Below are 20,081 nucleotides of genomic sequence, written 5' to 3' on the forward strand. Positions count from 1 at the left end.
TAATCAAATGCCAAAAAATAAATTACTACTCGTTGATGGAAATAGTGTGGCTTTTCGCGCGTTTTTTGCGTTGCATAATTCATTAGAACGGTTTAAAAATGCCAATGGGCTGCACACAAATGCCATCTATGCGTTTCATACTATGTTTGAAAATGTGATGGCAAAAGAACAGCCAACACATGTTTTAGTGGCTTTTGATGCTGGAAAAACCACCTTCAGGACAGCGATGTATGAAGACTATAAAGGCGGACGTTCAAAAACCCCTGGGGAATTTAAAGAACAAATGCCTTACATTCGCGAATTGATCAACGCGTTAGGTGTTCAATATTACGAATTAGATAACTATGAAGCCGATGATATCATTGGCACATTGGCAAATAAAGTCGACAAAGAGCTATTTGATGTCGTCGTTTTATCTGGTGATCGCGATTTGACCCAGCTGGCAACGGAGCACGTGAAAGTTGACATTACGGTCAAAGGAGTTAGCGAAATTGAAAGTTATACGCCCGCTCATGTGGCTGAAAAATATGACGGCCTAACGCCTTTACAAATCATCGACATGAAAGGACTAGCCGGCGATGCTTCCGATAATATTCCTGGTGTCACCAAAATTGGTGAGAAGACAGCCATCAAGCTATTGAAAGAATATGGCTCTGTTGAGGGGATCTATGAACACATCGATGAAATGAAAAAAAGCAAGATGAAAGAAAATTTGATCAATGATCGTGAGATCGCCTTTCTTTCAAAACAATTAGCAACCATTGATGTGGATGCGCCCATTGAGGTCGATGTTGACAAACTGAAATATGAAGGCAAAGATTTAGAGAAGTTAGTGCCATTCTACCAAGAAATGAACTTTAATAGCTTCTTAGATAAGTTGCAGATTACAGCTGAACCAGTTGAGATGGAAGACATTTTGTTTTCCGTCGTTGAAGAAGTAACGGAGGATATGTTCCAAGGAGACATGGCATTGTATGTCGAAATGATGGGGGATAACTATCATTTGGAAGACATCGTCGGTGTTGCTTGGGGCAATCAAGAAAAGATTTATGTCAGCAATCGTGAAGAATTGTTTGAAAGTCCAGTCTTTACCGATTGGTTAAAAGACGAGAAACGTAATAAATTCGTCTATGATGCCAAACGCACGTACGTGGCGTTAAACCGGTACACGACAGCACCAAAAGGAATCGCTTTTGATGTTTTATTGGCAGCTTATCTTTTAGACACGAATGATACGAATAATGACATTGCAGGTGTTGCCGCTCACTATGGCTATGATGCGATCCAATCGGATGAAGCGATTTATGGAAAAGGTGCAAAAAAAGGTTTGCCAGCGGATGAGGAAGACTTCTTTGCTCATTTAGCCCGTAAAGTAGCAGCGATTACGAACCTAACACCAAAGCTTACGGAAGAATTGGCAGCGAAGAATCAAACAGCGCTATTTGAAGAAATGGAATTGCCTTTATCAATGATTTTAGCTGATATGGAGATTACTGGAATCAAAGTTGATGCGTCTCGCTTGCATCAGATGAAGGGCGAATTTGCGCAACGGTTGCATGAAATTGAAGAAAAAATCTATGCCGAAGCTGGTGAAACCTTCAATTTAAACTCACCGAAACAATTGGGTGTGATCTTATTTGAAAAAATGGGCTTACCAGTCATCAAAAAAACCAAAACTGGCTATTCGACAGCAGTCGATGTGTTAGAACAACTAAAAGAGCAAGCACCGATCGTTGAAGACATTTTGACTTATCGTCAAATCGCTAAGATCCAATCAACCTATGTAGAAGGTTTATTAAAAGTGATCCAAGGGGATGGCAAAGTCCATACACGATATGTACAAACCTTGACCCAAACTGGTCGATTAAGTTCTGTCGATCCGAACCTACAAAACATTCCGATTCGCTTAGAAGAAGGTCGAAAGATCCGTGAAGCCTTTGTGCCACGAGAAGCTGATTGGGTGATCTATTCTTCTGACTACTCTCAAATCGAATTACGGGTGTTGGCACATATTTCAGATGATACCCATTTGAAAGAAGCTTTTATCGAAGGTCAAGATATCCACTCAAGCACAGCGATGCGAGTCTTTGGTATCGAAAAAGCAGAAGATGTGACACCAAATATGCGTCGTCAAGCCAAAGCGGTCAACTTCGGTATCGTTTATGGTATTTCCGATTATGGCTTATCCCAGAATCTAGGGATCACCAGAAAAGCCGCCCAACAATACATTGATACGTATTTTGAAAAATATCCTGGTGTGAAAACGTATATGGAGGATGTGGTTCGTGAGGCGAAGGACAAAGGGTACGTTGAAACCTTGTATCATCGCCGTCGTTACCTACCTGATATCAATTCGCGCAATTTCAATATTCGGACTTTTGCGGAAAGAACCGCCATCAATACACCGATCCAAGGCAGTGCGGCGGATATCTTAAAGATTGCCATGATCGATTTGGCGAAACGTTTGAAAGAAGAAAAATTAGCAGCAACGATGCTGCTGCAAGTACACGATGAACTAGTCTTTGAAGTACCTGAATCTGAATTGCCTCGTCTTGACGCTTTAGTGAAAGAAGTGATGGAGCAAGCCGTTGCATTACATGTCCCTTTACTGACAGACAGCAATTGGGGCAAAACATGGTACGATGCAAAATAAATGAGGTGAACAGAGGTGCCGGAATTACCAGAAGTTGAAACGGTCCGCAAAGGACTTGAAAAACTTGTTTTAAATAAAACGATCGAATCGGTCGAGATCCTTTGGCCGCGAATCATCGAAAGTCCTGAAGTGCCGATCTTTTCGGCACTGTTGAAAGGGCAACGGTTTGAAAAATTTGAACGACGTGGAAAATTTTTGATTTTTAAATTGACAGATTATGATCTGATCTCTCATCTACGAATGGAAGGTAAGTACGAGTATTTTGAGTCAGACCCGATTGTCGATAAACATACACATGTCATTTTCCATTTTACGGATGGCAGTCAGTTAAATTACCATGATGTAAGAAAATTTGGTCGTATGACTTTAGTGGATAAAGACCAAAGCGCAGCCTATAAAGGCATCATGCAATTAGGTCCTGAGCCTAAGCCTGAATTGTTTTTATTAGAAGCATTTGAACAAGGCTTAAAGCGGTCTAAAAAAGCCATCAAACCCCTTTTGTTAGATCAAAAACTTGTGACTGGTTTGGGCAATATTTATGTAGATGAGGCGCTATGGCAAGCGAAGATCCATCCTGAACAACCAGCAGATTCGCTAACTCCAGCAGAAGCCAATGTGTTGCATCAAGCGATCATCGATGTCTTGGAACGCGCCGTTGAAGCAGGGGGGACAACCATTCGGACCTATCTCAATGCGTTGGGCGAAGCAGGAAAATTCCAAATGTCATTAAATGTCTATGGCCAAACGGGCAATCCTTGCGGGCGATGCGGGACACCAATCGTCAAGACCAAAGTTGCCCAACGGGGGACGCACTTTTGTCCTCAGTGCCAAAAATTGCATGTGAGGTCTAGCAAATGAGCTTTGTCTTAGGGGTCACTGGCGGGATCGCCACTGGGAAAAGTACCGCAGTCGCACATTTTCGCTCATTGGGCTTACCGATTATTGATGCCGATATCATCGCCAGAGAAGTCGTTGAACCGAATACGGAGGGCTTGCAGGCGGTGACACAAGCCTTTGGTCCGCAGATTTTGACCGATGACGGACACCTGGATCGGCAAACCCTCGGTGCCCTGATATTTAATGATCCAGAAAAACGTCGCTTGCTGAATCAGACGCTGTCGCCATTTATTCGACAAGAGATTTTGTCTCAGATCGAAGAAAAAAAGCAGCAAGTGCCCTTGTTGATCGTTGACATTCCTTTGTTATATGAAGCCGACTACGACCAATACATGGATCAAACCGCAGTCGTCTATGTGCCAGAAGCGCTTCAAAAAGAGCGGTTGATGGCACGTAATCAACTGAGTGAGCAAGACGCGCAACAACGAATCGACAGTCAGCTTTCAATTGAGAAAAAGAAACAACGGGCCGATATTGTCTTTGATAATCAAGGAACGATCGCTCAACTCCATCAGCAGATCGATGAATGGTTAGCATCCTTAAACAAATAGATAAGACAGCAGGTTCCCTTCAGCAAAAGGGAACCTGCTATTTGTCTTTCAATAGCAAACCTAGCCCTATCATTTTCTAAAAAACAACTGGCGCTGAATCACGTCGGAAACTGTTTGGTTTGGAAAGTAAGACGATCGTGTATGAATGGTTAAACATCAAAGTACCAGGCCTGATTTATTTTGGGGTCACGATCACGCGATTGCTGGAAAAGGGGTGAAGAACGATCGGCTGATCATAAAAAGAGGTGAGAACCTCCTCAGTAAAAATCGTCTCTCGTTGACCAGCGGCGTGGACTTCGCCGTTTTTTAACATCAGCAAATGAGTGAAAATCGGTAGTAGCTCTTCTGTATGATGGGTAACGTAAAGAAGAGTCGGCGTATTCGGCAGCTGTGAAAAAGCCTCTAGACGGGTTAGCAGTTCTTCTCGCGCAAATAAATCAAGGCCCGTACAAGGTTCGTCCAAAATGAGGATCTCTGGTTGTGCCATCATGGCCCGTGCGATCATGACAAATTGTTTTTCCCCTTGAGAAAGGACGTGATAGGAACGATGGATCAGATGCGACAAACCTAAGTCAGTCAAAAGCGCTTTTGCTTGGATCAGCTGCTCTTCTTCGTAGGACTCATAAAGACCAATACTGGAATAAAGCCCCGAAAGAACGATCTCTTCGGCAAGATCGCGACCATAAAACTTGCTTTGCAGCGCTGAACTGACCCAACCAATGCGCCGTTGAAGATCGGGCACAGACGTTTTTCCGTAACGCTCACCTAAGACCGTTCGTTGACCAGAAGAAGGCCATAAACTTCCCGTGATCATTTGGAGTAATAAACTTTTGCCAGCACCATTCAGACCTAAAATCGCCCAATGCTCATTTTTTTTCACTTGCCAATTGATCGCTTTTAATAAATAGTTCTTGTTGCGAACGAAAGAAACCTGTTGGAAATCGAGGATTGTCATCTATTGTCGAACCTTAAACAGGTTCTTCACCTCCAGTTGTAAGAAAATTCAGAAAATAATCGCTCATATTATAGCATAAAGAAAAACATTTTGCTGACTGTTTGGTATCGTATTCATATCTTTTGTCAGAAATCAGAATGCTTGTTATGATGAAAGTATACAGGAGGGATGATAACTATGGGTACTTTTAAAGATGAAAAAGATGTGATCGTTGGCAAAGCCAAAGAAAAAATCGGTGAGTGGACCAACAATGAAGAACTTGCCCACTCTGGGAAAGAACAAGCACAAGAAGGTCAAATCAAGAAAGAGCACGATCAAAAACGAGTCAATGAACTAGATGATCAAAATGATGAGCGTGATGCCCGCAATGATCGAACCACCCCTGAAAATGTCAGCAGCGAAGAACTATTGCGAGCTGAAAATCCCGATGCGAATAAAATTTCTTCGAATGATCGACGGGATGCAGACCAGCTGAAGCATTACACAGGAATTGAAGATAAATTATAAACGACCATGGATGCCTTCGTCTTCTAGACGAGGCATTTTTTGTTAATGAGACCAAAGAGAGGTTGAAAGACAACCACCTGCACAGTTGACAATTTCTCAACCTCTCATTATAATCCATTAAGATCGCATGGAAAGCAGCAAAGAAATTGGGAGGTGGTCATCAAATGCTTATTTATGCATTGTGTACGACTGTCAAGAAAGTAGAACAGCCGCAATAGGAAACGGAAAATTAGAAAGAAGGCTTTTTTATGATCGAACCTTACCAATTTCATTCAATTAAACATCAAGTATACCAATTAGTACGAACGTATCAATCGGTCAATGATCCTCGAACGATCAAAACGGTTGAAACGATGACAAAAGACGCCATAGAACAATTTTTTCCTGAAGAAGAAACAGCACCACGAGAAATTTTAGCTGCTTTCTTTCAACCGGGGATGACGATCAGTCGCAGCAATGAGCTGTTAACAGAGCTCAAAGAGTACGTCCGACCCTTTCAGGTACCGACAACAAAACAAATTGAAAAAATGTTTCGGAAAGTAAAAAAACTGAAAATACCTGATTTTGCTTCCGTTGATTTAAAAGAGACCACCTATCTTTCTTGGGATGATATCGGTAGTCAAAGCAAGTTTATGATCATTGCCACTGAACAAGGGTTTACAGGACTTCACGGTCATGTCTCAACCGAGGTCAAGAAAGGAATCTGTCCCTTGTGCCAGCATGAAGGGAATGTCTCGATGTTTCTTTCTCTGACGAAAAGCAATGGCGATGGAACGTATACCAAACGGGGGAACTATATTTGCCGTGATAGCCAACGGTGCAATCAGCAGATGGAACAGCCAGCAAATTTGCATGACTTTGTTTCTTTGCTGCAAATGAAAGATAAATAACGAAATGAAACGGCAGAAAAATTTCTGCCGTTTTTTCAAATTCAAAAAAACAGTAGTTATAACATTATTTAAATTTTGTAATAAATGAACAGAATAAACCACTTTGGCTATTGTACCAACGGATTTCATGTTATAATTAATCATAGAAACCGATGACTTTACGTGAATACGTAAGCGCATAAGAGAGAAAATGAGGTGGAACTATGCAATGTCCAAAATGTCATCATAACAATTCTAGGGTAGTTGATAGTCGACAAGCCGATGATGGACGTGTGATTCGCCGCCGTCGTGAATGCGAAAATTGCGGCTATCGCTTTACAACATTTGAACGTATCGAAGAGGCACCCCTACTTGTCATTAAGAAGAATGGTGCCCGTGAAGAATTCAATCGCGAAAAAATCCTACGGGGCTTGATTCGTTCTGCTGAAAAACGTCCAGTGACAATGGATCAGATGGAAACGATCGTCGATCATGTGGAAAGTCGTGTTCGTGCTCTTGGTGAAAATGAAATTTCTACAACACAGATTGGTGAGTATGTGATGGAAGATTTAGTTGATTTAGACGAGATCGCTTATATCCGTTTTGCCAGTGTCTATCGCCAGTTTAAAGACATGTCAGTTTTCTTGAAAGAACTACAAGACATCGTCGAAAAAGCGAAAGAACCACAAGAATAGAGGGGGACAACAAGTGGGCAATAGTTTACCGAATCAATCGTACAAAGTGTTCAAAAGCCGTCCACTTACAACGGAAGGGAAAGACGCCCTCATTTATTTGTATCAACCAATTATTGAAAGTGATGCTTTAGCGTTGTATTTGACACTAGCAAGCGATGTCCAAGCCCAAAGCTTTTCTGGCGAGGAGTCGATGACGACCGTGCATCTAGATATCTTGAATGCCATGAATGCGGGAATGCCTCGCTTCATAAAAGCCAAGCAAAACTTAGAGGGCATCGGCTTGCTAAAGTCTTATGAGAAAGCAGATGCTCAAAACGGGAGCTCGTATCTGTATTGGTTGCAAGAACCGGTCCATCCAGCAGCGTTTTTTCAAGATGAATTGTATGCCTATCTGTTGTTGGAAAGAGTCGGGGAGCGTAAATTTAATCAGCTGGTCAAGCTGTATCAGCCAAAGCAGTGTTCCTTGACCGATTATCAGGAAGTGACTCAATCCTTCTCAGCCGCCTATGGGTTAAATACCGCACGTTTTGCTTCACATGAAGAAACGTTACAGGCAGTCAGTGATTCTTTTCAAGAAACCAAAGCGAACTTGGTGCTTGACGAAAAGCAGTTGGATTGGGACTTTCTTTTATATGAAGCGCAGCGTCGGTATATCCGTGCCGCTAATTTCACGCCAAGTTTTCGACAAAAGTTAGTTCTATACCATTCTTTATATGGCTATGATGTGTTGGAATTGTTGGATTTGATGGCGGACAATGTTTCTTTGACAACAGGCGAGGTCGACCAGAAGAAGTTGGAACAAGCCATCATGAAGAAATCACGACAAACATTCACGAAAACATCAAAAAGAGAAGATCCCCAAGCGGAAAGCCAGTTGCGCCGCTTCAATACCTTAAAACAGAATGGTTTTTCAGAAAATGATGTCTTATTGATTCAAGAAAGTGAGAACAATGCACCGATCGCTTTTCTAAAGGCGATCAAAGCGGAGAAAAACAGTTTTATGACGGATTCAGAACAATGGCTGATCAAGAGCCTTGTCGAACGGTCACCATTGCCTAATAGTGTGATCAATGTTCTGGTTCATTATGTCTTGGTGGTCCAAAACAATGCCGCTTTGTCAGGGAATTATGTGAACAATATCGCCGCCCAATGGTCAGAATTAAAAATTGGCACGGCAGAAGATGCCATCAAACATGTTCGGAGCCTTGTTCGAAGTGCCAAGGAAAAACGCAGCCGACCACAAACCAGCGGCAAAAAAATCATTCGCGAAGAAAAGCTACCTTCTTGGGCTGAAAAACCAGTGGAAGAGACAGCCTTAACGCCAGAGCGACAAGCAGAATTAGATAAAAAACTGCAAAACTACTTGCATAAGAAAGCTGGTGACAAGTAATGGAAGATGTAGGGAAAAACTTAGGAAAACTATTGGATAAACGCAATTACCGTGATCAGTTTTCAGCAATGATGGCAGAGGTTTTACAAGATCCTGATGTCAAAGCGTTTATTGCCGAAAATGAAGAGGTATTGACCGAAGCAGATATTCAAAAAAGCTATGCGAAACTGTATGAGTTCGTCCAAGAAAAGCGGAAATTCCGCATCAATGATCCATCCATGATCGCACCGGGCTATGAGCCGCGCTTAGCATTAAATTTTCATTTTATTGACGTCACCTATGTACCAACGAAAGAACTACTGGCATATCAAAAACAAGAAGAAATTCGCAGTCGCATCAAAGCGATGGATATGCCTAAAGATATACAAGAAGCAAGTTTTGCAGATTATCAGCAAACGCCTGGCCGAATGGAGGCCATCGCAGCTGCCGTTGATTTTATTAGTGAGTTGACAGCCAATCCACAGGAGTTTCATAAAGGACTTTACTTTGTGGGGAGTTTTGGAATCGGAAAAACCTATCTGCTTGGCGCGATCGCCAGAGATTTAGCGGAGGCAGGCTACACGACGACATTGGTTCACTTCCCGACATTTGCAGTAGAGATGAAACAAGCAATCGGCAAAGATCAGGTGGGGGATAAGTTGAATGCAGTGAAAAAAGCCCCAATCTTAATGATGGACGATATCGGTGCGGATGCGATGAGCAGTTGGATTCGTGACGAAGTCTTCGGTGTGATTCTACAATACCGAATGCAAGAGCAACTCCCGACGTTCTTCACCTCGAATTTTACTATGCATGAGTTGGAGCAGCATCTTTCAGTAACGCAACGCGGCGAATCTGAACCATTGAAAGCCAAACGTATTATGGAGCGTATTCGTTACTTGACACAAGAGATCCAAATGACTGGCAAAAATCGACGAAATGATGGCTAAAAAGTGACCATTACTGGAGGAAGAAGATGATGAAAAAACAAGTGATTCTAGGTTTGTCCTTAGCAGCAGTGCTGCTATTAACAGCTTGTGGCAGTCCCGAAAACAACAACGCATCAAGTGGCGATAACACGCCTTCTGAATCAAGTGAGAATGCTAGTTCTGTTGCCAATAGTTCTTCAGAGAGCGAAACAGCGACGGTTTTTACTGGTATTATCCAAGAAGATGCCCGAGCAGGTTCAGATGATACCTTTCAATTATTTTTGAAAGACGTAGCGGCAGTTGAAGATGAGGATCAAGTCGTCCAAAGTTTTCAAAATGATGGGGTCATTCTCCATGTCCCTATCGAGGCCTATTCAGGAGAGATCGAGGAGTTAGTTGAAGGAGACAAAGTCCAAGTGTCGCTGCAAGGCGTCCCGATCATGACGATGTCGATCCCACCACAAATTCCCGGTAACTCGATTCAAAAGGTTGAATTAGTGAACGATTAATGCAATGTGCGCCTTGGCAATGGCACCACAGTCAAGACGCACATTTTTTTCTATTTATGGAAAGCGTGTTATACTACGAAAGAAGGAGTGACAATATGAACGAACATGCATTATCGGATCGTTTGGCTTGCGTGGGCGAACAAATTCCCGACCAAGCACGTATCGCCGACATCGGTTCCGACCATGCTTATTTACCTGTGGCATTAATGCTGCAGAACAAAATCACTTATGCTGTAGCTGGAGAAGTTGTTCAAGGACCTTATGATTCTGCCAGTAAACAAGTGCGTAAAAACGGGCTAACAGAGAAGATCGTGGTGCGGTTAGCAGACGGATTGGACGCTATTCAGCCAGCAGATAAGATCGACACGGTTGTTGTTGCTGGAATGGGGGGGACTTTGATTCGCTCTATTTTAGAAGAAGGCAGCAGAAAAAATCGCTTAGCGGGGGTCAAACGTTTGGTCTTACAACCGAATGTTGGCGAAAGGACCTTGCGGGAATGGCTCGTTGATCACAATTTTACGATCATTCATGAAGTGCTGTTAGAAGAAAATGACAAAAATTATGAAATCATCGTTGCGGAAACTGGAAAAGCGACGTACACGACCCAGCAATTATTTTTTGGTCCCTTTTTATTAAAAGAAAAAAATCCAGTTTTTTATAAAAAATGGCAGCATGAATTGAAGCAGCGTCAACGAGTGGTCAAAGAGTTAGAGAAAGCCAAAGAACCACCTGCTGAGAAAATGAATGAATTGAAAGAACAAATCGAATGGATCAAGGAGGTACTGGCATGATTTCTGGTCAAGAATTTATCAAACGCTTTGAAGCATATTGCCCATTATGGTTGGCAGAAGAAGGCGATCCTGTTGGTCTGCATGTTGGTACATTAAACAAACCGCTCGAGCGAGTCATGATGACCCTTGATGTCCGTCCAGAAGTGGTAACCGAAGCCATCGAGAAAAAGATCGACTTGATCATCGCGAAACATCCACCGATCTTTCGCCCTTTGAACCGCTTGTTGACCGATGATCCGCAACAAAAGATGTTGATGGATCTCGTTAAGCATGATATCGCCGTTTACGCCGCCCACACCAATATGGATATTATTGAAGACGGTTTGAACGATTGGTTTTGTGAACTGCTAGAAGTTGAACCAGATACGTACTTGAAGCAAACCCATCAAGTAAAAATGAAGAAACTAGCTGTATTTACACCTGTTGAATCGGCACCAGCATTGCGAAAGGCATTAGGAAAAGCTGGTGCTGGTCAGCAAGGCAATTACCAAAACACCAGCTATTCATTGATTGGCACCGGTCGCTTTACGCCACAACAAGCGGCGCATCCTGCCATCGGTGAGATCGGAAAAGAAGAACAGGTGCAAGAAGCGAAAATCGAAGTCATTTTTCCAGAAACGATCGAGAAAAAGGTCCTTTCGGCAATGATCGCTGCTCATCCTTACGAAGAGCCAGCTTATGATCTGTATGCCTTAGACAATTTGCCGAAGACCTATGGAATCGGACGAGTTGGCAACCTCGCTGAGTCTCTTTCCATAGATCAGTTTGTCGCACGTGTCAAAGAGCGGTTTGGTTTGACTGCTTTACGTGTTGTCAGTTTTCCTAATGCACCTGAAAAAATTCAGCGAATCGCCATTTGTGGCGGCAGTGGTCAATCCTTTTATTCCGATGCCTTACGCCATCAAGCGGATGTGTACATCACTGGCGATATCAGTTACCATTTCGCCCATGACATGCAAGCCAATGGGTTGATCGGGATCGATCCAGGGCACAATATCGAAAAGGAATGTATTCCTCGGTTTATTGAGAAATTCAATCAGTGGAAAGCAGAAGAGAACTGGGCTGTGACCTTTGTTCCTTCCACCACTTCAACAAATCCATTTGACTATAGATAGGAGAATCTTTTATGTACGAAAATTTATTGCCTCGCTTTTTAAAATATGTCAAAACAGAAACACGTTCGGATGCAACAAGTACGACAACACCTTCCACCCAAACACAGGTCGCGTTTGCTAAAGAACTGCAAAAAGAACTTGAAGAATTAGGATTAAGCGATGTTCATTACAATGAATCCAATGGTTTCGTGATCGCAACATTACCAAGTAATGTCGAACATGACGTGCGCTCCATCGGTTTTATCGCCCATATGGATACCGCCGATTTTAATGCAGAAAATGTCGATCCGCAGATCATCGAAAATTACGATGGCGAATCGACCATTAAATTAGATAAAGAAGGAAAATACACATTAAACACAAAAGATTTTCCAAATTTGAAAAATTATGCTGGCGAAACCTTGATCACTACTGATGGTACCACTTTATTAGGTTCTGACGATAAATCAGGTATTGCAGAAATCATGACAGCTATGGAAATCTTACTGAAAAACACAACGATCAAACATGGGGAAATCAAAGTCGCTTTTGGCCCTGATGAAGAAATTGGTGTTGGTGCCGATAAATTCGATGTGGAAGATTTCAATGTTGATTTTGCCTATACAATGGATGGCGGTCCAGTAGGAGAATTGCAATACGAAACCTTCAATGCGGCGCAAGCTGAAATTACGATCCAAGGAAAGAATGTCCACCCTGGAACAGCTAAAGACACCATGATCAACGCCTTGCAACTAGCAGTCGATTTTCAAAATGCGCTACCTGCTGATGAAGTTCCTGAGAAAACCGAAGGAACAGAAGGGTTCTTCCATTTGATGAGCTTTAGTGGTTCAGTAGAAGAAGCGAAAATGGCATACATTATTCGAGATCATGACCGGAGTCGTTTCGAAGAAAGAAAAGCACAATTATTAGCGGTTCAAGAAAGCTTGAATGCCTGCTTTGATGAACCACGAGTGCACGTACATCTATATGATCAATACTACAACCTGAAAGAAATCATCGAAAAAGATATGAGCATCATTGATTTAGCGAAAGATGCGATGAAAGCAGTTGGAATCACACCGATGACAGAACCTGTCCGTGGTGGTACGGATGGCTCGAAAATCTCCTATCTAGGGATTCCAACCCCGAATATCTTTGCTGGTGGAGAAAATATGCATGGACGTTATGAGTTCGTCTCACTACAATCAATGATGAAAGCGACCGATGTGATCGTGAAAATCGCCGAACTGAATGCGCAAGCATAGCAGCAGCTTCATCATTGAAAGAAAAGAACAACTTTAGGGCTGGGAACTCTTCACGCAGGTCTTGCGTAAGGCCCGGCCTTTTATTAGGATGTGAATAGGATGAAAATTCTCGTATTATACAATGATACAGCGGGGAAAAGTGAAGCAAAAGAAACAGCAGAAAAATTCCAAGCCTATGTGAACGAACAAGGCGATGAGCATCAAGTGTTTTTACAAGCATCAAATCCCGATGTTGACCCTGAGGATGTTAAAGAGGCAGCCAAGAAACATGCGGTCGATACGATTGTTATTATTGGTGGGGATGGAACGATCCATCATGGGCTGCAAACATTCAAAGAAAAGCTGGATGAGCTGAAGATCGGGATCATTCCTGGAGGAACGGTAAATAACTTCGCTCGAATGTTAGGTATTCCAGTCAAGCCAGAAGAAGCGTTTGAGAATATTTTAACAGGGGTTGAACGTCCGATCGATTATGGGATGGTCAATGATCAAGTAATGATCTCGACGATGACCATTGGTCTTTTAGCAGATACTGCAGCAGCAACTTCCCAAGAAGAAAAACAACAGTACGGTCCGTTGGCGTTTATGAAACGGTTCATTCATCTGTTGATCAAAAAGAAACAATACAAATTGGAAGTCATCGCTGACGAACGGAAATGGCAGGGGAAAAGTCAATTACTGACGATCGTCATGTCGAATTCAGCAGGTGGGTTTAAGAACTTTGATGAAGAAGCAAAACCTGACGATGGCTTGTTCCATGTTATTCTTTTGCCAAAATTGAACATTTTACGGTTTATTTTGTATTTGCCAAGAATTATTCGTGGTAGAATTGCCAAAGTACCAAGTGTTGAATATTTCACTGCCGCAAAGGTCTCGATCAAGGCGAAAGAAAAAACGGTTCATACTCGGACCGACGGTGATCCAACGGATGATCTGCCAATCGAGATGAAAGTCATTAAGCACGGGTTGACGATGTTGGTACCTGAGGAAGCACAAGAATCAAAATAATGGTCCCTACGATCAATCATATGGAGGAAATGGATGGATGCACTGATTTACAATCCATTGTGGTTTTATTTAATTGCAGTCAATCTTTATCTTTTCTGTCTGATGGGTTATGATAAATATCAGGCAGTAAAACAAGGTTGGCGGGTTCCCGAAGCAAATCTCCTTTTTATGGGGGCGATTGGCGGCGGATTAGGCGGTTTGATCGCGCAACGCGTGTTTCGCCATAAAACAAGAAAGAAGAAGTTTTATTTCTTTTTTGCTTTCGGCACCGTTTTTGCTATCCTGCTGATGGTCTTTTTTGCATAAATTCGGTATAACAAGCAAGGAGTTAATATGAAAACTAAAGTGAAGTTCGCCCTTAATTTACTTTTACTAGTAGGTATTCTGGGTGTGATGTATTTTTTTGTCCGTAACTCGATGATGGAAATTTTAGCGGGGCTAAGAGAGACCAGCTTTCTCGTCGTCTTACTGGTTATGGGGCTTGGCACATTGTACCTAGTGATTGAAGGACGAACGGTCAAAGAGATTGCTGTGACTTTCCAACCGGAATTCACCACCAAGGCGGGGTTTCTGACCGTCTGTTACAGTGGGTTTTACCGAATTGTGACCTTTGGCGCGGGCACCTTGATCTCAGAAGTGAATTTTTATCGTAAAAATGGCTTGCAGTTGTCGCAAGGGGTTGGGGTCACCACCTTACACATGGTGATGTATAAGTTTGCCATATTGACTTATGCGATCGCTGGGTTGATCATTCAATTCTCGCTATTTTATGACAATGCGCCGAATATGATTTGGGTGATATTGGCGGGGATCGTACTCGTCTTTTTGATCATTGCCGCTTTATTGGCACTTTCTGTCAGTATCAACATTCAAGTCTTTTTTGTGATCGTCAGCAATAAGCTATTCAAAAGTGCAGCGTTAAGAGGGATCGTTGACAAATGCAACACCCAGATCTATTCTTTGCGAGAAACGGTCAATGCGATCATTACCGACCGCACCGCTTTCTTACGCATCTATCTTTGGAATCTTTTGAAGATGCTGCCTTGGTACGTGATCCCTTATGTGATTCTTGTCGTGCAGCACCCAGAGATCGATTTCTTGTTGACGTTATCCTTCATCAGCTTTGCAGTCGTCTTGTCCGGGGTGATTCCAACACCGGCAGGGATCGGTTCCTTTGAATTTATTTATATGCTGCTTTTTGGGCCATTAGTCGGCACAGTCGATGCAGCATCTTCTATGCTGCTGTATCGCTTAGCGACATTCATTTGGCCCTTCATTATTGGCTTTGCATATGTAATGAAAGAAAAGCGCAAAGACATTAGCCAAGAGCTGACAGAGCTTAGAAAAGAAAAAGTGGAAAGTTAAAAAAACGCTTATCTTCGAGTAGAGGATAAGCGTTTTTTTTAGTCTTTCAAATCAATTATCCGATCAACAAAGGATTCATAGAATTCAGCTTCATGGGAAACGATCAGAACGGTTCCGGGAAAAGCTGCCAGGGTTTCTTCCAAATTGTTTTTCGTGTCTTGATCGATATGGTTGGTCGGTTCATCAAGAATCAAAAAGTTGCTTTTGATCAACATCATTTCAGCTAACTTCACTTTTGTCTGCTCGCCACCACTTAATAATTTCAATTCCTCTTGAGCAAGCTGGCTAGGTAATCCCGCACGAGAAAGTTGTCGTCGCAATTCTTTGTTGGTTGCCTTTGGGAAAAGATCCGCGAGGTATTGCAGAGGCGTCTGTAATGGATACTCCCAGTCAAGATCTTGAGAAAAGTAATTAAACTTTGTATGCTGTGGGTAAGAAACGGTTCCTTCAATTGCAGGGATCACACCAAGTATTGTTTTGATCAACGTCGATTTACCGATCCCATTAAATCCCCGAATCGCAATTTTTTCGCCATAGCGGATCGTTAGGTTGATTGGCGATAGTAAAGGCTTTTGGTCATAACCGATCACTAGATTGGTCGTCTCTAATGCCAAGGTCGTAACGATCAGTGCCAAATCAAATCCTAGATGCGGTTTAGGGACATCTTGGGGTGGGGTCAAACGTTCGATTTTTGCCAATTGTTTTTCACGACTCTTTGCCATTGTTGAACGAGAACCAGCTTTGTATTTACGGATATAGCTTTCGGTTTTCTTGATATGCTCTTGTTGTGCTTCGTATTGCTTCATATAGCTTTCATTTTGCAGCGTTTTTAGCTTTAATGCTTTGTCTAAATTCCCTGTATACTTAGAAAGCTTGCCAAATTCGATATCAATGATATGGGTCGTGATTTCATTCAAAAATTGACGATCATGAGAAACGACTAAGTAAGTACCAGTAAAGTCCTGTAAAAACTCAACCAGCCATTTGATATGCTCATCATCTAAATGGTTGGTCGGTTCATCTAAAATCAGCATGTCGGGTTTTTCTAGCAGCATTTTTGCTAAGATCAATTTTGAGCGTTGACCACCACTTAAGGAAGCAAGGGGGGTATCCATGCCGAGAACCGAAATACCTAATCCTTCTGCTAAATCATCGATCAATGTATCCATTTGATAGAAATTTCCTTGATCCAATTGATTTTGCAATTCGCCGGCTTTTTCTAAAAGCTTATCGTCAAGACTTTCGCCATAAGCAGTATAAAGATCTGCGATCTGTTGTTCTTTTTCGAAGTCTTCTGCAAAGGCAGAGCGCAAAAAATCGCGGATCGATTGCGTTTCATCAACATTGACATATTGATCCAAATAGCCCATTTTCAAATTTTTCGGAAATTGAACAAAGCCATCGTCTGGGAGAATTTCTCCTGTAATGATTTTGATTAAAGTACTTTTGCCAGCGCCGTTCCGTCCAATCAACCCGACTTTTTCCCCACGGTTGATTTGAACGGAAACATCTTCGTAAAGCAATTTGTCGCCAAATTGTTGGCTAATATTCGTTAATGTTAACATCGTTTCCTCCATATAAAAAAGCTGTAAACAGTAGACGTTACAGCTAAGTAGATAATCTTACTGAATAACTATCGCCAAAGAGCGATCAAAAGGATCAGGGAAATCAATAGTTCCTGACTAATCAGGACCTAGCATACCATTGCGGCTTCCTATCTGTCAATTTTCATGAAAGAATACTGAAAAAAATCTTGATCTTCGAGGGAAATCTTTTGACCATTACTGACCAATATTGTATAATAGAAGAGTAGAAAAAAGGATGCTGTTTGCAGCGTACTTATTTTTCTGACTACCATTTTGGGAGGGAAAAGTATGAACCCAGAAAAAATGACGACTACCTTACAGAGTGCCATCGCGGAAGCACAGCAGATTGCCATGACGCGTCACCACCAAGAAATCGATATTCCGCATTTATGGAAGATTTTATTGCAAGCCAATCAATTCGGCCGCAATTTTTATACGGATACAGGCCTTGATGTCGATGTATTTGAAAAAGAAGTTGACCAGCTACTAGATGAACTGCCTTCGGTTGAAGGAGGAAATGTTCGTTATGGTCAATCCATGAGTCAAAATCTGTTTCATCTTTTGTCTGAGGCAGATCAATTAAAAAATGAATTTCAAGACGAGTATCTTTCCACAGAAATCGTCCTTTATGCGTTGATGAAATTGAAAAATCATCCATTGACGGTGTATTTAAAGAAACAAGGAATCACCGCGAAAGAAATCAAGCAAACGATCGAAACATTAAGAGGAGGGGATCGTGTGACCTCACAAAATCAAGAAGAACAATACAAAGCATTAGAAAAATACGGCGTTGACTTGGTCCAACAAGTCCGCAGCGGGAAAATGGACCCCATTATCGGACGAGACGAAGAAATTCGCGATGTGATTCGCATCCTTTCTCGGAAGACAAAAAACAATCCCGTTTTGATTGGTGAACCGGGGGTTGGTAAAACAGCCATCGTTGAAGGATTGGCTCAACGGATCGTGCGAAAAGACGTCCCAGAAAACCTAAAAGACAAAACGATCTTTTCTCTGGATATGGGTGCCTTGATCGCAGGTGCTAAATTCCGAGGTGAATTTGAAGAGCGTTTGAAAGCCGTCTTACAAGAAGTGAAAAAAGCCGATGGACGGATCATTCTCTTTATTGATGAGATCCACAATATTGTAGGTGCTGGTAAGACGGAAGGCAGCATGGATGCTGGAAACTTACTGAAACCAATGCTGGCACGGGGAGAATTGCATACGATTGGCGCAACCACCCTTGATGAATACCGTCAATACATGGAAAAGGACAAAGCCTTGGAACGTCGTTTCCAAAAAGTGTTGGTACAGGAACCAACCGTTCAAGATACGATTTCGATTTTACGTGGCTTGAAAGAACGGTTCGAGATCCATCATGGCGTCAACATCCATGACAATGCGCTTGTTGCTGCTGCGACCTTATCCGATCGGTATATCACGGACCGCTTTTTACCAGACAAAGCCATCGATTTGATCGACGAAGCAAGTGCCACGATTCGGGTGGAAATGAATTCGATGCCTACCGAGCTCGATCAGGTCACTCGACGTTTGATGCAACTGGAGATCGAGGAAGCCGCACTGAAAAAAGAATCCGATGATGCATCGAAAAAACGTTTAGGCATTTTACAAGAAGAATTGGCGGAATTGCGTGAAGAAGTCAATACCATGAAAATGCAGTGGGAAACGGAAAAAGAAGAAGTCAATGCAGTTTCCAATAAACGGGCAGAGATCGATAAAGCCAAGCATGAGTTGGAAGATGCTGAAAATAACTATGATTTGGAACGGGCAGCTGTTCTTCGTCATGGGACGATTCCCCAACTGGAAAAAGAACTCGCTGAATTGGAAGAAAAAAACCAAGACGAAGGCATTCGGATGGTTCAAGAGTCAGTGACAGAAAATGAGATCGCCTTAGTCGTGGGCCGTTTGACAGGAATCCCTGTTGCGAAATTAGTGGAGGGCGAACGAGAAAAACTGTTGAAATTAAACGAGACCTTGCATCAACGAGTGATCGGACAAGATGAGGCAGTCGATGCCGTCAGTGACGCAGTCATTCGTTCCCGAGCTGGTCTGCAAGATCCAAATCGACCATTAGGTTCCTTCTTGTTCTTAGGACCGACCGGCGTCGGTAAGACCGAATTAGCGAAAGCGTTAGCGGTCAACCTCTTTGACTCTGAAGAGCATATGGTTCGGATCGATATGAGCGAATATATGGAAAAACATTCGGTGTCTCGTTTGGTCGGTGCCCCTCCAGGCTATGTTGGATTTGAAGAAGGCGGACAATTGACCGAAGCCGTTCGACGCAATCCATACACGATCGTCTTATTGGATGAGATCGAAAAAGCCCATCCAGATGTCTTCAATATCTTATTGCAAGTGCTTGATGATGGCCGTTTGACAGACTCAAAAGGACGCGTCGTTGATTTCAAAAATACCGTCTTGATCATGACTAGCAACATCGGCTCTCAAGTCTTGCTAGATGGCGTGACCGCAGAAGGGACGATCCCAGAAACTGTCGCAGAAACTGTCCGTAATCTCTTGAGAGGCCATTTCAAACCAGAATTCTTAAATCGGATCGACGATACGATTTTATTCACACCGCTTAGTCTAAGCGATGTGACAGGCATCGTCGACAAGATCATCGCACAGCTTTCACAACGACTGGAAGTCCAAGATATACTGTTGACGATCACTGAAGAAGCCAAACGCTGGATCGCTGAAAATGCTTATGAGCCAGCGTATGGTGCGCGACCTCTCCGTCGGTTTATCACAAGAGAAGTCGAAACCCCATTGGCAAAAGAAATCGTTGCTGGCAGAATCTTACCAAAGACCCAAGTCACGATCGAATTATTGAACGATCAGCTGGTTTTTGAAAATACGCCAATGACCGAGTAATAAAAAGAGAACAAATGAATAAATACAAAACGATGGTTGCCATTTCATTGGCAGCCATCGTTTTTTTGTCTCTCAACATATGACAAAAAAGTTCTCCTTGCTTGTTGTTTGGAGGAAATTCGCACTTCGATTATACTGTTCTTATG

The 20,081-nt window shown here is 42.5% G+C and carries 18 protein-coding genes; 16 read left to right on the forward strand and 2 right to left on the reverse strand.

Annotated elements, in window-relative coordinates:
- Positions 1-7 precede the first annotated feature (7 nt).
- Genes polA through coaE form a run of 3 tightly spaced genes read left to right on the forward strand, consistent with a single transcriptional unit; the run spans position 8 to position 4,101 of the window.
- Positions 8-2,653, forward strand: coding sequence for a DNA polymerase I (polA, locus tag IGK61_RS07915; protein WP_074535955.1), 2,646 nt, complete (start codon positions 8-10; stop codon positions 2,651-2,653).
- Between the two features lie 15 nt (positions 2,654-2,668).
- Entirely contained in the window at positions 2,669-3,511 is an 843-nt protein-coding gene (gene mutM / locus IGK61_RS07920) for a DNA-formamidopyrimidine glycosylase (protein ID WP_060792046.1), read from the forward strand.
- A complete protein-coding gene (gene coaE, locus IGK61_RS07925) occupies positions 3,508-4,101 on the forward strand; it encodes a dephospho-CoA kinase (protein ID WP_074535954.1) in 594 nt (197 codons plus the stop codon). Before mutM ends, coaE begins: the two co-directional genes overlap by 4 nt.
- A 175-nt stretch (positions 4,102-4,276) precedes the next feature.
- Here the strand turns inward: coaE and IGK61_RS07930 are convergent, their stop codons facing one another.
- Positions 4,277-5,056: an ABC transporter ATP-binding protein gene (locus IGK61_RS07930; RefSeq protein WP_074535952.1), complete on the reverse strand. Its 780-nt coding sequence runs from the start codon at positions 5,054-5,056 to the stop codon at positions 4,277-4,279.
- 168 nt (positions 5,057-5,224) lie between these two features.
- Here IGK61_RS07930 and IGK61_RS07935 point away from each other — a divergent pair, with 168 nt between their 5' ends.
- The 12 genes from IGK61_RS07935 (at position 5,225) to IGK61_RS07990 (ending at position 15,457) form a co-directional block, all read left to right on the forward strand.
- A complete protein-coding gene (locus IGK61_RS07935) occupies positions 5,225-5,563 on the forward strand; it encodes a hypothetical protein (RefSeq protein ID WP_016609515.1) in 339 nt (112 codons plus the stop codon).
- Between the two features lie 248 nt (positions 5,564-5,811).
- Positions 5,812-6,453 carry a FusB/FusC family EF-G-binding protein gene (locus IGK61_RS07940; RefSeq protein WP_015509634.1) on the forward strand — a complete coding sequence of 214 codons (642 nt, stop codon included), beginning with the start codon at positions 5,812-5,814 and terminating at the stop codon, positions 6,451-6,453.
- 203 nt (positions 6,454-6,656) lie between these two features.
- Positions 6,657-7,127: a transcriptional regulator NrdR gene (nrdR, locus tag IGK61_RS07945; RefSeq protein WP_005226004.1), complete on the forward strand. Its 471-nt coding sequence runs from the start codon at positions 6,657-6,659 to the stop codon at positions 7,125-7,127.
- Between the two features lie 13 nt (positions 7,128-7,140).
- On the forward strand, positions 7,141-8,517 hold the full coding sequence (locus IGK61_RS07950; protein WP_074535950.1) for a replication initiation and membrane attachment family protein: 1,377 nt from the start codon (positions 7,141-7,143) through the stop codon (positions 8,515-8,517).
- The gene (gene dnaI / locus IGK61_RS07955) at positions 8,517-9,446 is read left to right on the forward strand and encodes a primosomal protein DnaI (protein WP_074535948.1); all 930 of its coding nucleotides are present in this window, start codon (positions 8,517-8,519) and stop codon (positions 9,444-9,446) included. The genes IGK61_RS07950 and dnaI overlap by 1 nt, the downstream gene beginning before the upstream one ends.
- A 26-nt stretch (positions 9,447-9,472) precedes the next feature.
- The gene (locus tag IGK61_RS07960) at positions 9,473-9,934 is read left to right on the forward strand and encodes a hypothetical protein (protein ID WP_010748202.1); all 462 of its coding nucleotides are present in this window, start codon (positions 9,473-9,475) and stop codon (positions 9,932-9,934) included.
- A 95-nt stretch (positions 9,935-10,029) separates the two neighbouring features.
- Positions 10,030-10,725 (forward strand): tRNA (adenine(22)-N(1))-methyltransferase, encoded by a 696-nt coding sequence (locus IGK61_RS07965; RefSeq protein ID WP_074535946.1) that lies wholly within the window; start codon positions 10,030-10,032, stop codon positions 10,723-10,725.
- A complete protein-coding gene (locus tag IGK61_RS07970; RefSeq protein ID WP_322745109.1) occupies positions 10,722-11,840 on the forward strand; it encodes a Nif3-like dinuclear metal center hexameric protein in 1,119 nt (372 codons plus the stop codon). Before IGK61_RS07965 ends, IGK61_RS07970 begins: the two co-directional genes overlap by 4 nt.
- Positions 11,841-11,851: 11 nt before the next feature.
- Positions 11,852-13,084, forward strand: a complete 1,233-nt coding sequence (gene pepT / locus IGK61_RS07975) for a peptidase T (RefSeq protein WP_074535941.1) — start codon at positions 11,852-11,854, stop codon at positions 13,082-13,084.
- A 99-nt stretch (positions 13,085-13,183) separates the two neighbouring features.
- Positions 13,184-14,092, forward strand: coding sequence for a diacylglycerol/lipid kinase family protein (locus IGK61_RS07980; RefSeq protein WP_010748206.1), 909 nt, complete (start codon positions 13,184-13,186; stop codon positions 14,090-14,092).
- A gap of 33 nt (positions 14,093-14,125) precedes the next feature.
- Positions 14,126-14,398, forward strand: a complete 273-nt coding sequence (locus IGK61_RS07985; protein WP_010748207.1) for a DUF1294 domain-containing protein — start codon at positions 14,126-14,128, stop codon at positions 14,396-14,398.
- 27 nt (positions 14,399-14,425) lie between these two features.
- Complete coding sequence (locus IGK61_RS07990; RefSeq protein ID WP_074535939.1) at positions 14,426-15,457, forward strand: lysylphosphatidylglycerol synthase transmembrane domain-containing protein; 1,032 nt, start codon at positions 14,426-14,428, stop codon at positions 15,455-15,457.
- 38 nt (positions 15,458-15,495) lie between these two features.
- Here IGK61_RS07990 and IGK61_RS07995 read toward each other — a convergent pair whose 3' ends face one another.
- Entirely contained in the window at positions 15,496-17,022 is a 1,527-nt protein-coding gene (locus tag IGK61_RS07995; RefSeq protein WP_438844784.1) for an ABC-F family ATP-binding cassette domain-containing protein, read from the reverse strand.
- 309 nt (positions 17,023-17,331) lie between these two features.
- Here IGK61_RS07995 and clpB point away from each other — a divergent pair, with 309 nt between their 5' ends.
- Complete coding sequence (clpB, locus tag IGK61_RS08000) at positions 17,332-19,935, forward strand: ATP-dependent chaperone ClpB (RefSeq protein WP_074535935.1); 2,604 nt, start codon at positions 17,332-17,334, stop codon at positions 19,933-19,935.
- Positions 19,936-20,081 lie beyond the last annotated feature (146 nt).

This window comes from Enterococcus sp. AZ063 (assembly GCF_051715045.1).
GTDB classification, from domain to species: Bacteria; Bacillota; Bacilli; order Lactobacillales; family Enterococcaceae; genus Enterococcus_D; species Enterococcus_D casseliflavus.

Excerpts from the sequence above, each read along its gene's own strand:
- polA (WP_074535955.1), top strand. The coding sequence starts at position 8 with ATGCCAAAAAATAAATTACTACTCGTTGATGGAAATAGTGTGGCTTTT.
- coaE (WP_074535954.1), top strand. The coding sequence starts at position 3,508 with ATGAGCTTTGTCTTAGGGGTCACTGGCGGGATCGCCACTGGGAAAAGT.
- IGK61_RS07930 (WP_074535952.1), bottom strand. The coding sequence starts at position 5,056 with ATGACAATCCTCGATTTCCAACAGGTTTCTTTCGTTCGCAACAAGAAC.
- IGK61_RS07935 (WP_016609515.1), top strand. The coding sequence starts at position 5,225 with ATGATAACTATGGGTACTTTTAAAGATGAAAAAGATGTGATCGTTGGC.
- IGK61_RS07940 (WP_015509634.1), top strand. The coding sequence starts at position 5,812 with ATGATCGAACCTTACCAATTTCATTCAATTAAACATCAAGTATACCAA.
- nrdR (WP_005226004.1), top strand. The coding sequence starts at position 6,657 with ATGCAATGTCCAAAATGTCATCATAACAATTCTAGGGTAGTTGATAGT.
- dnaI (WP_074535948.1), top strand. The coding sequence starts at position 8,517 with ATGGAAGATGTAGGGAAAAACTTAGGAAAACTATTGGATAAACGCAAT.
- IGK61_RS07960 (WP_010748202.1), top strand. The coding sequence starts at position 9,473 with ATGATGAAAAAACAAGTGATTCTAGGTTTGTCCTTAGCAGCAGTGCTG.
- IGK61_RS07965 (WP_074535946.1), top strand. The coding sequence starts at position 10,030 with ATGAACGAACATGCATTATCGGATCGTTTGGCTTGCGTGGGCGAACAA.
- IGK61_RS07970 (WP_322745109.1), top strand. The coding sequence starts at position 10,722 with ATGATTTCTGGTCAAGAATTTATCAAACGCTTTGAAGCATATTGCCCA.
- pepT (WP_074535941.1), top strand. The coding sequence starts at position 11,852 with ATGTACGAAAATTTATTGCCTCGCTTTTTAAAATATGTCAAAACAGAA.
- IGK61_RS07980 (WP_010748206.1), top strand. The coding sequence starts at position 13,184 with ATGAAAATTCTCGTATTATACAATGATACAGCGGGGAAAAGTGAAGCA.
- IGK61_RS07985 (WP_010748207.1), top strand. The coding sequence starts at position 14,126 with ATGGATGCACTGATTTACAATCCATTGTGGTTTTATTTAATTGCAGTC.
- IGK61_RS07990 (WP_074535939.1), top strand. The coding sequence starts at position 14,426 with ATGAAAACTAAAGTGAAGTTCGCCCTTAATTTACTTTTACTAGTAGGT.
- IGK61_RS07995 (WP_438844784.1), bottom strand. The coding sequence starts at position 17,022 with ATGTTAACATTAACGAATATTAGCCAACAATTTGGCGACAAATTGCTT.
- clpB (WP_074535935.1), top strand. The coding sequence starts at position 17,332 with ATGAACCCAGAAAAAATGACGACTACCTTACAGAGTGCCATCGCGGAA.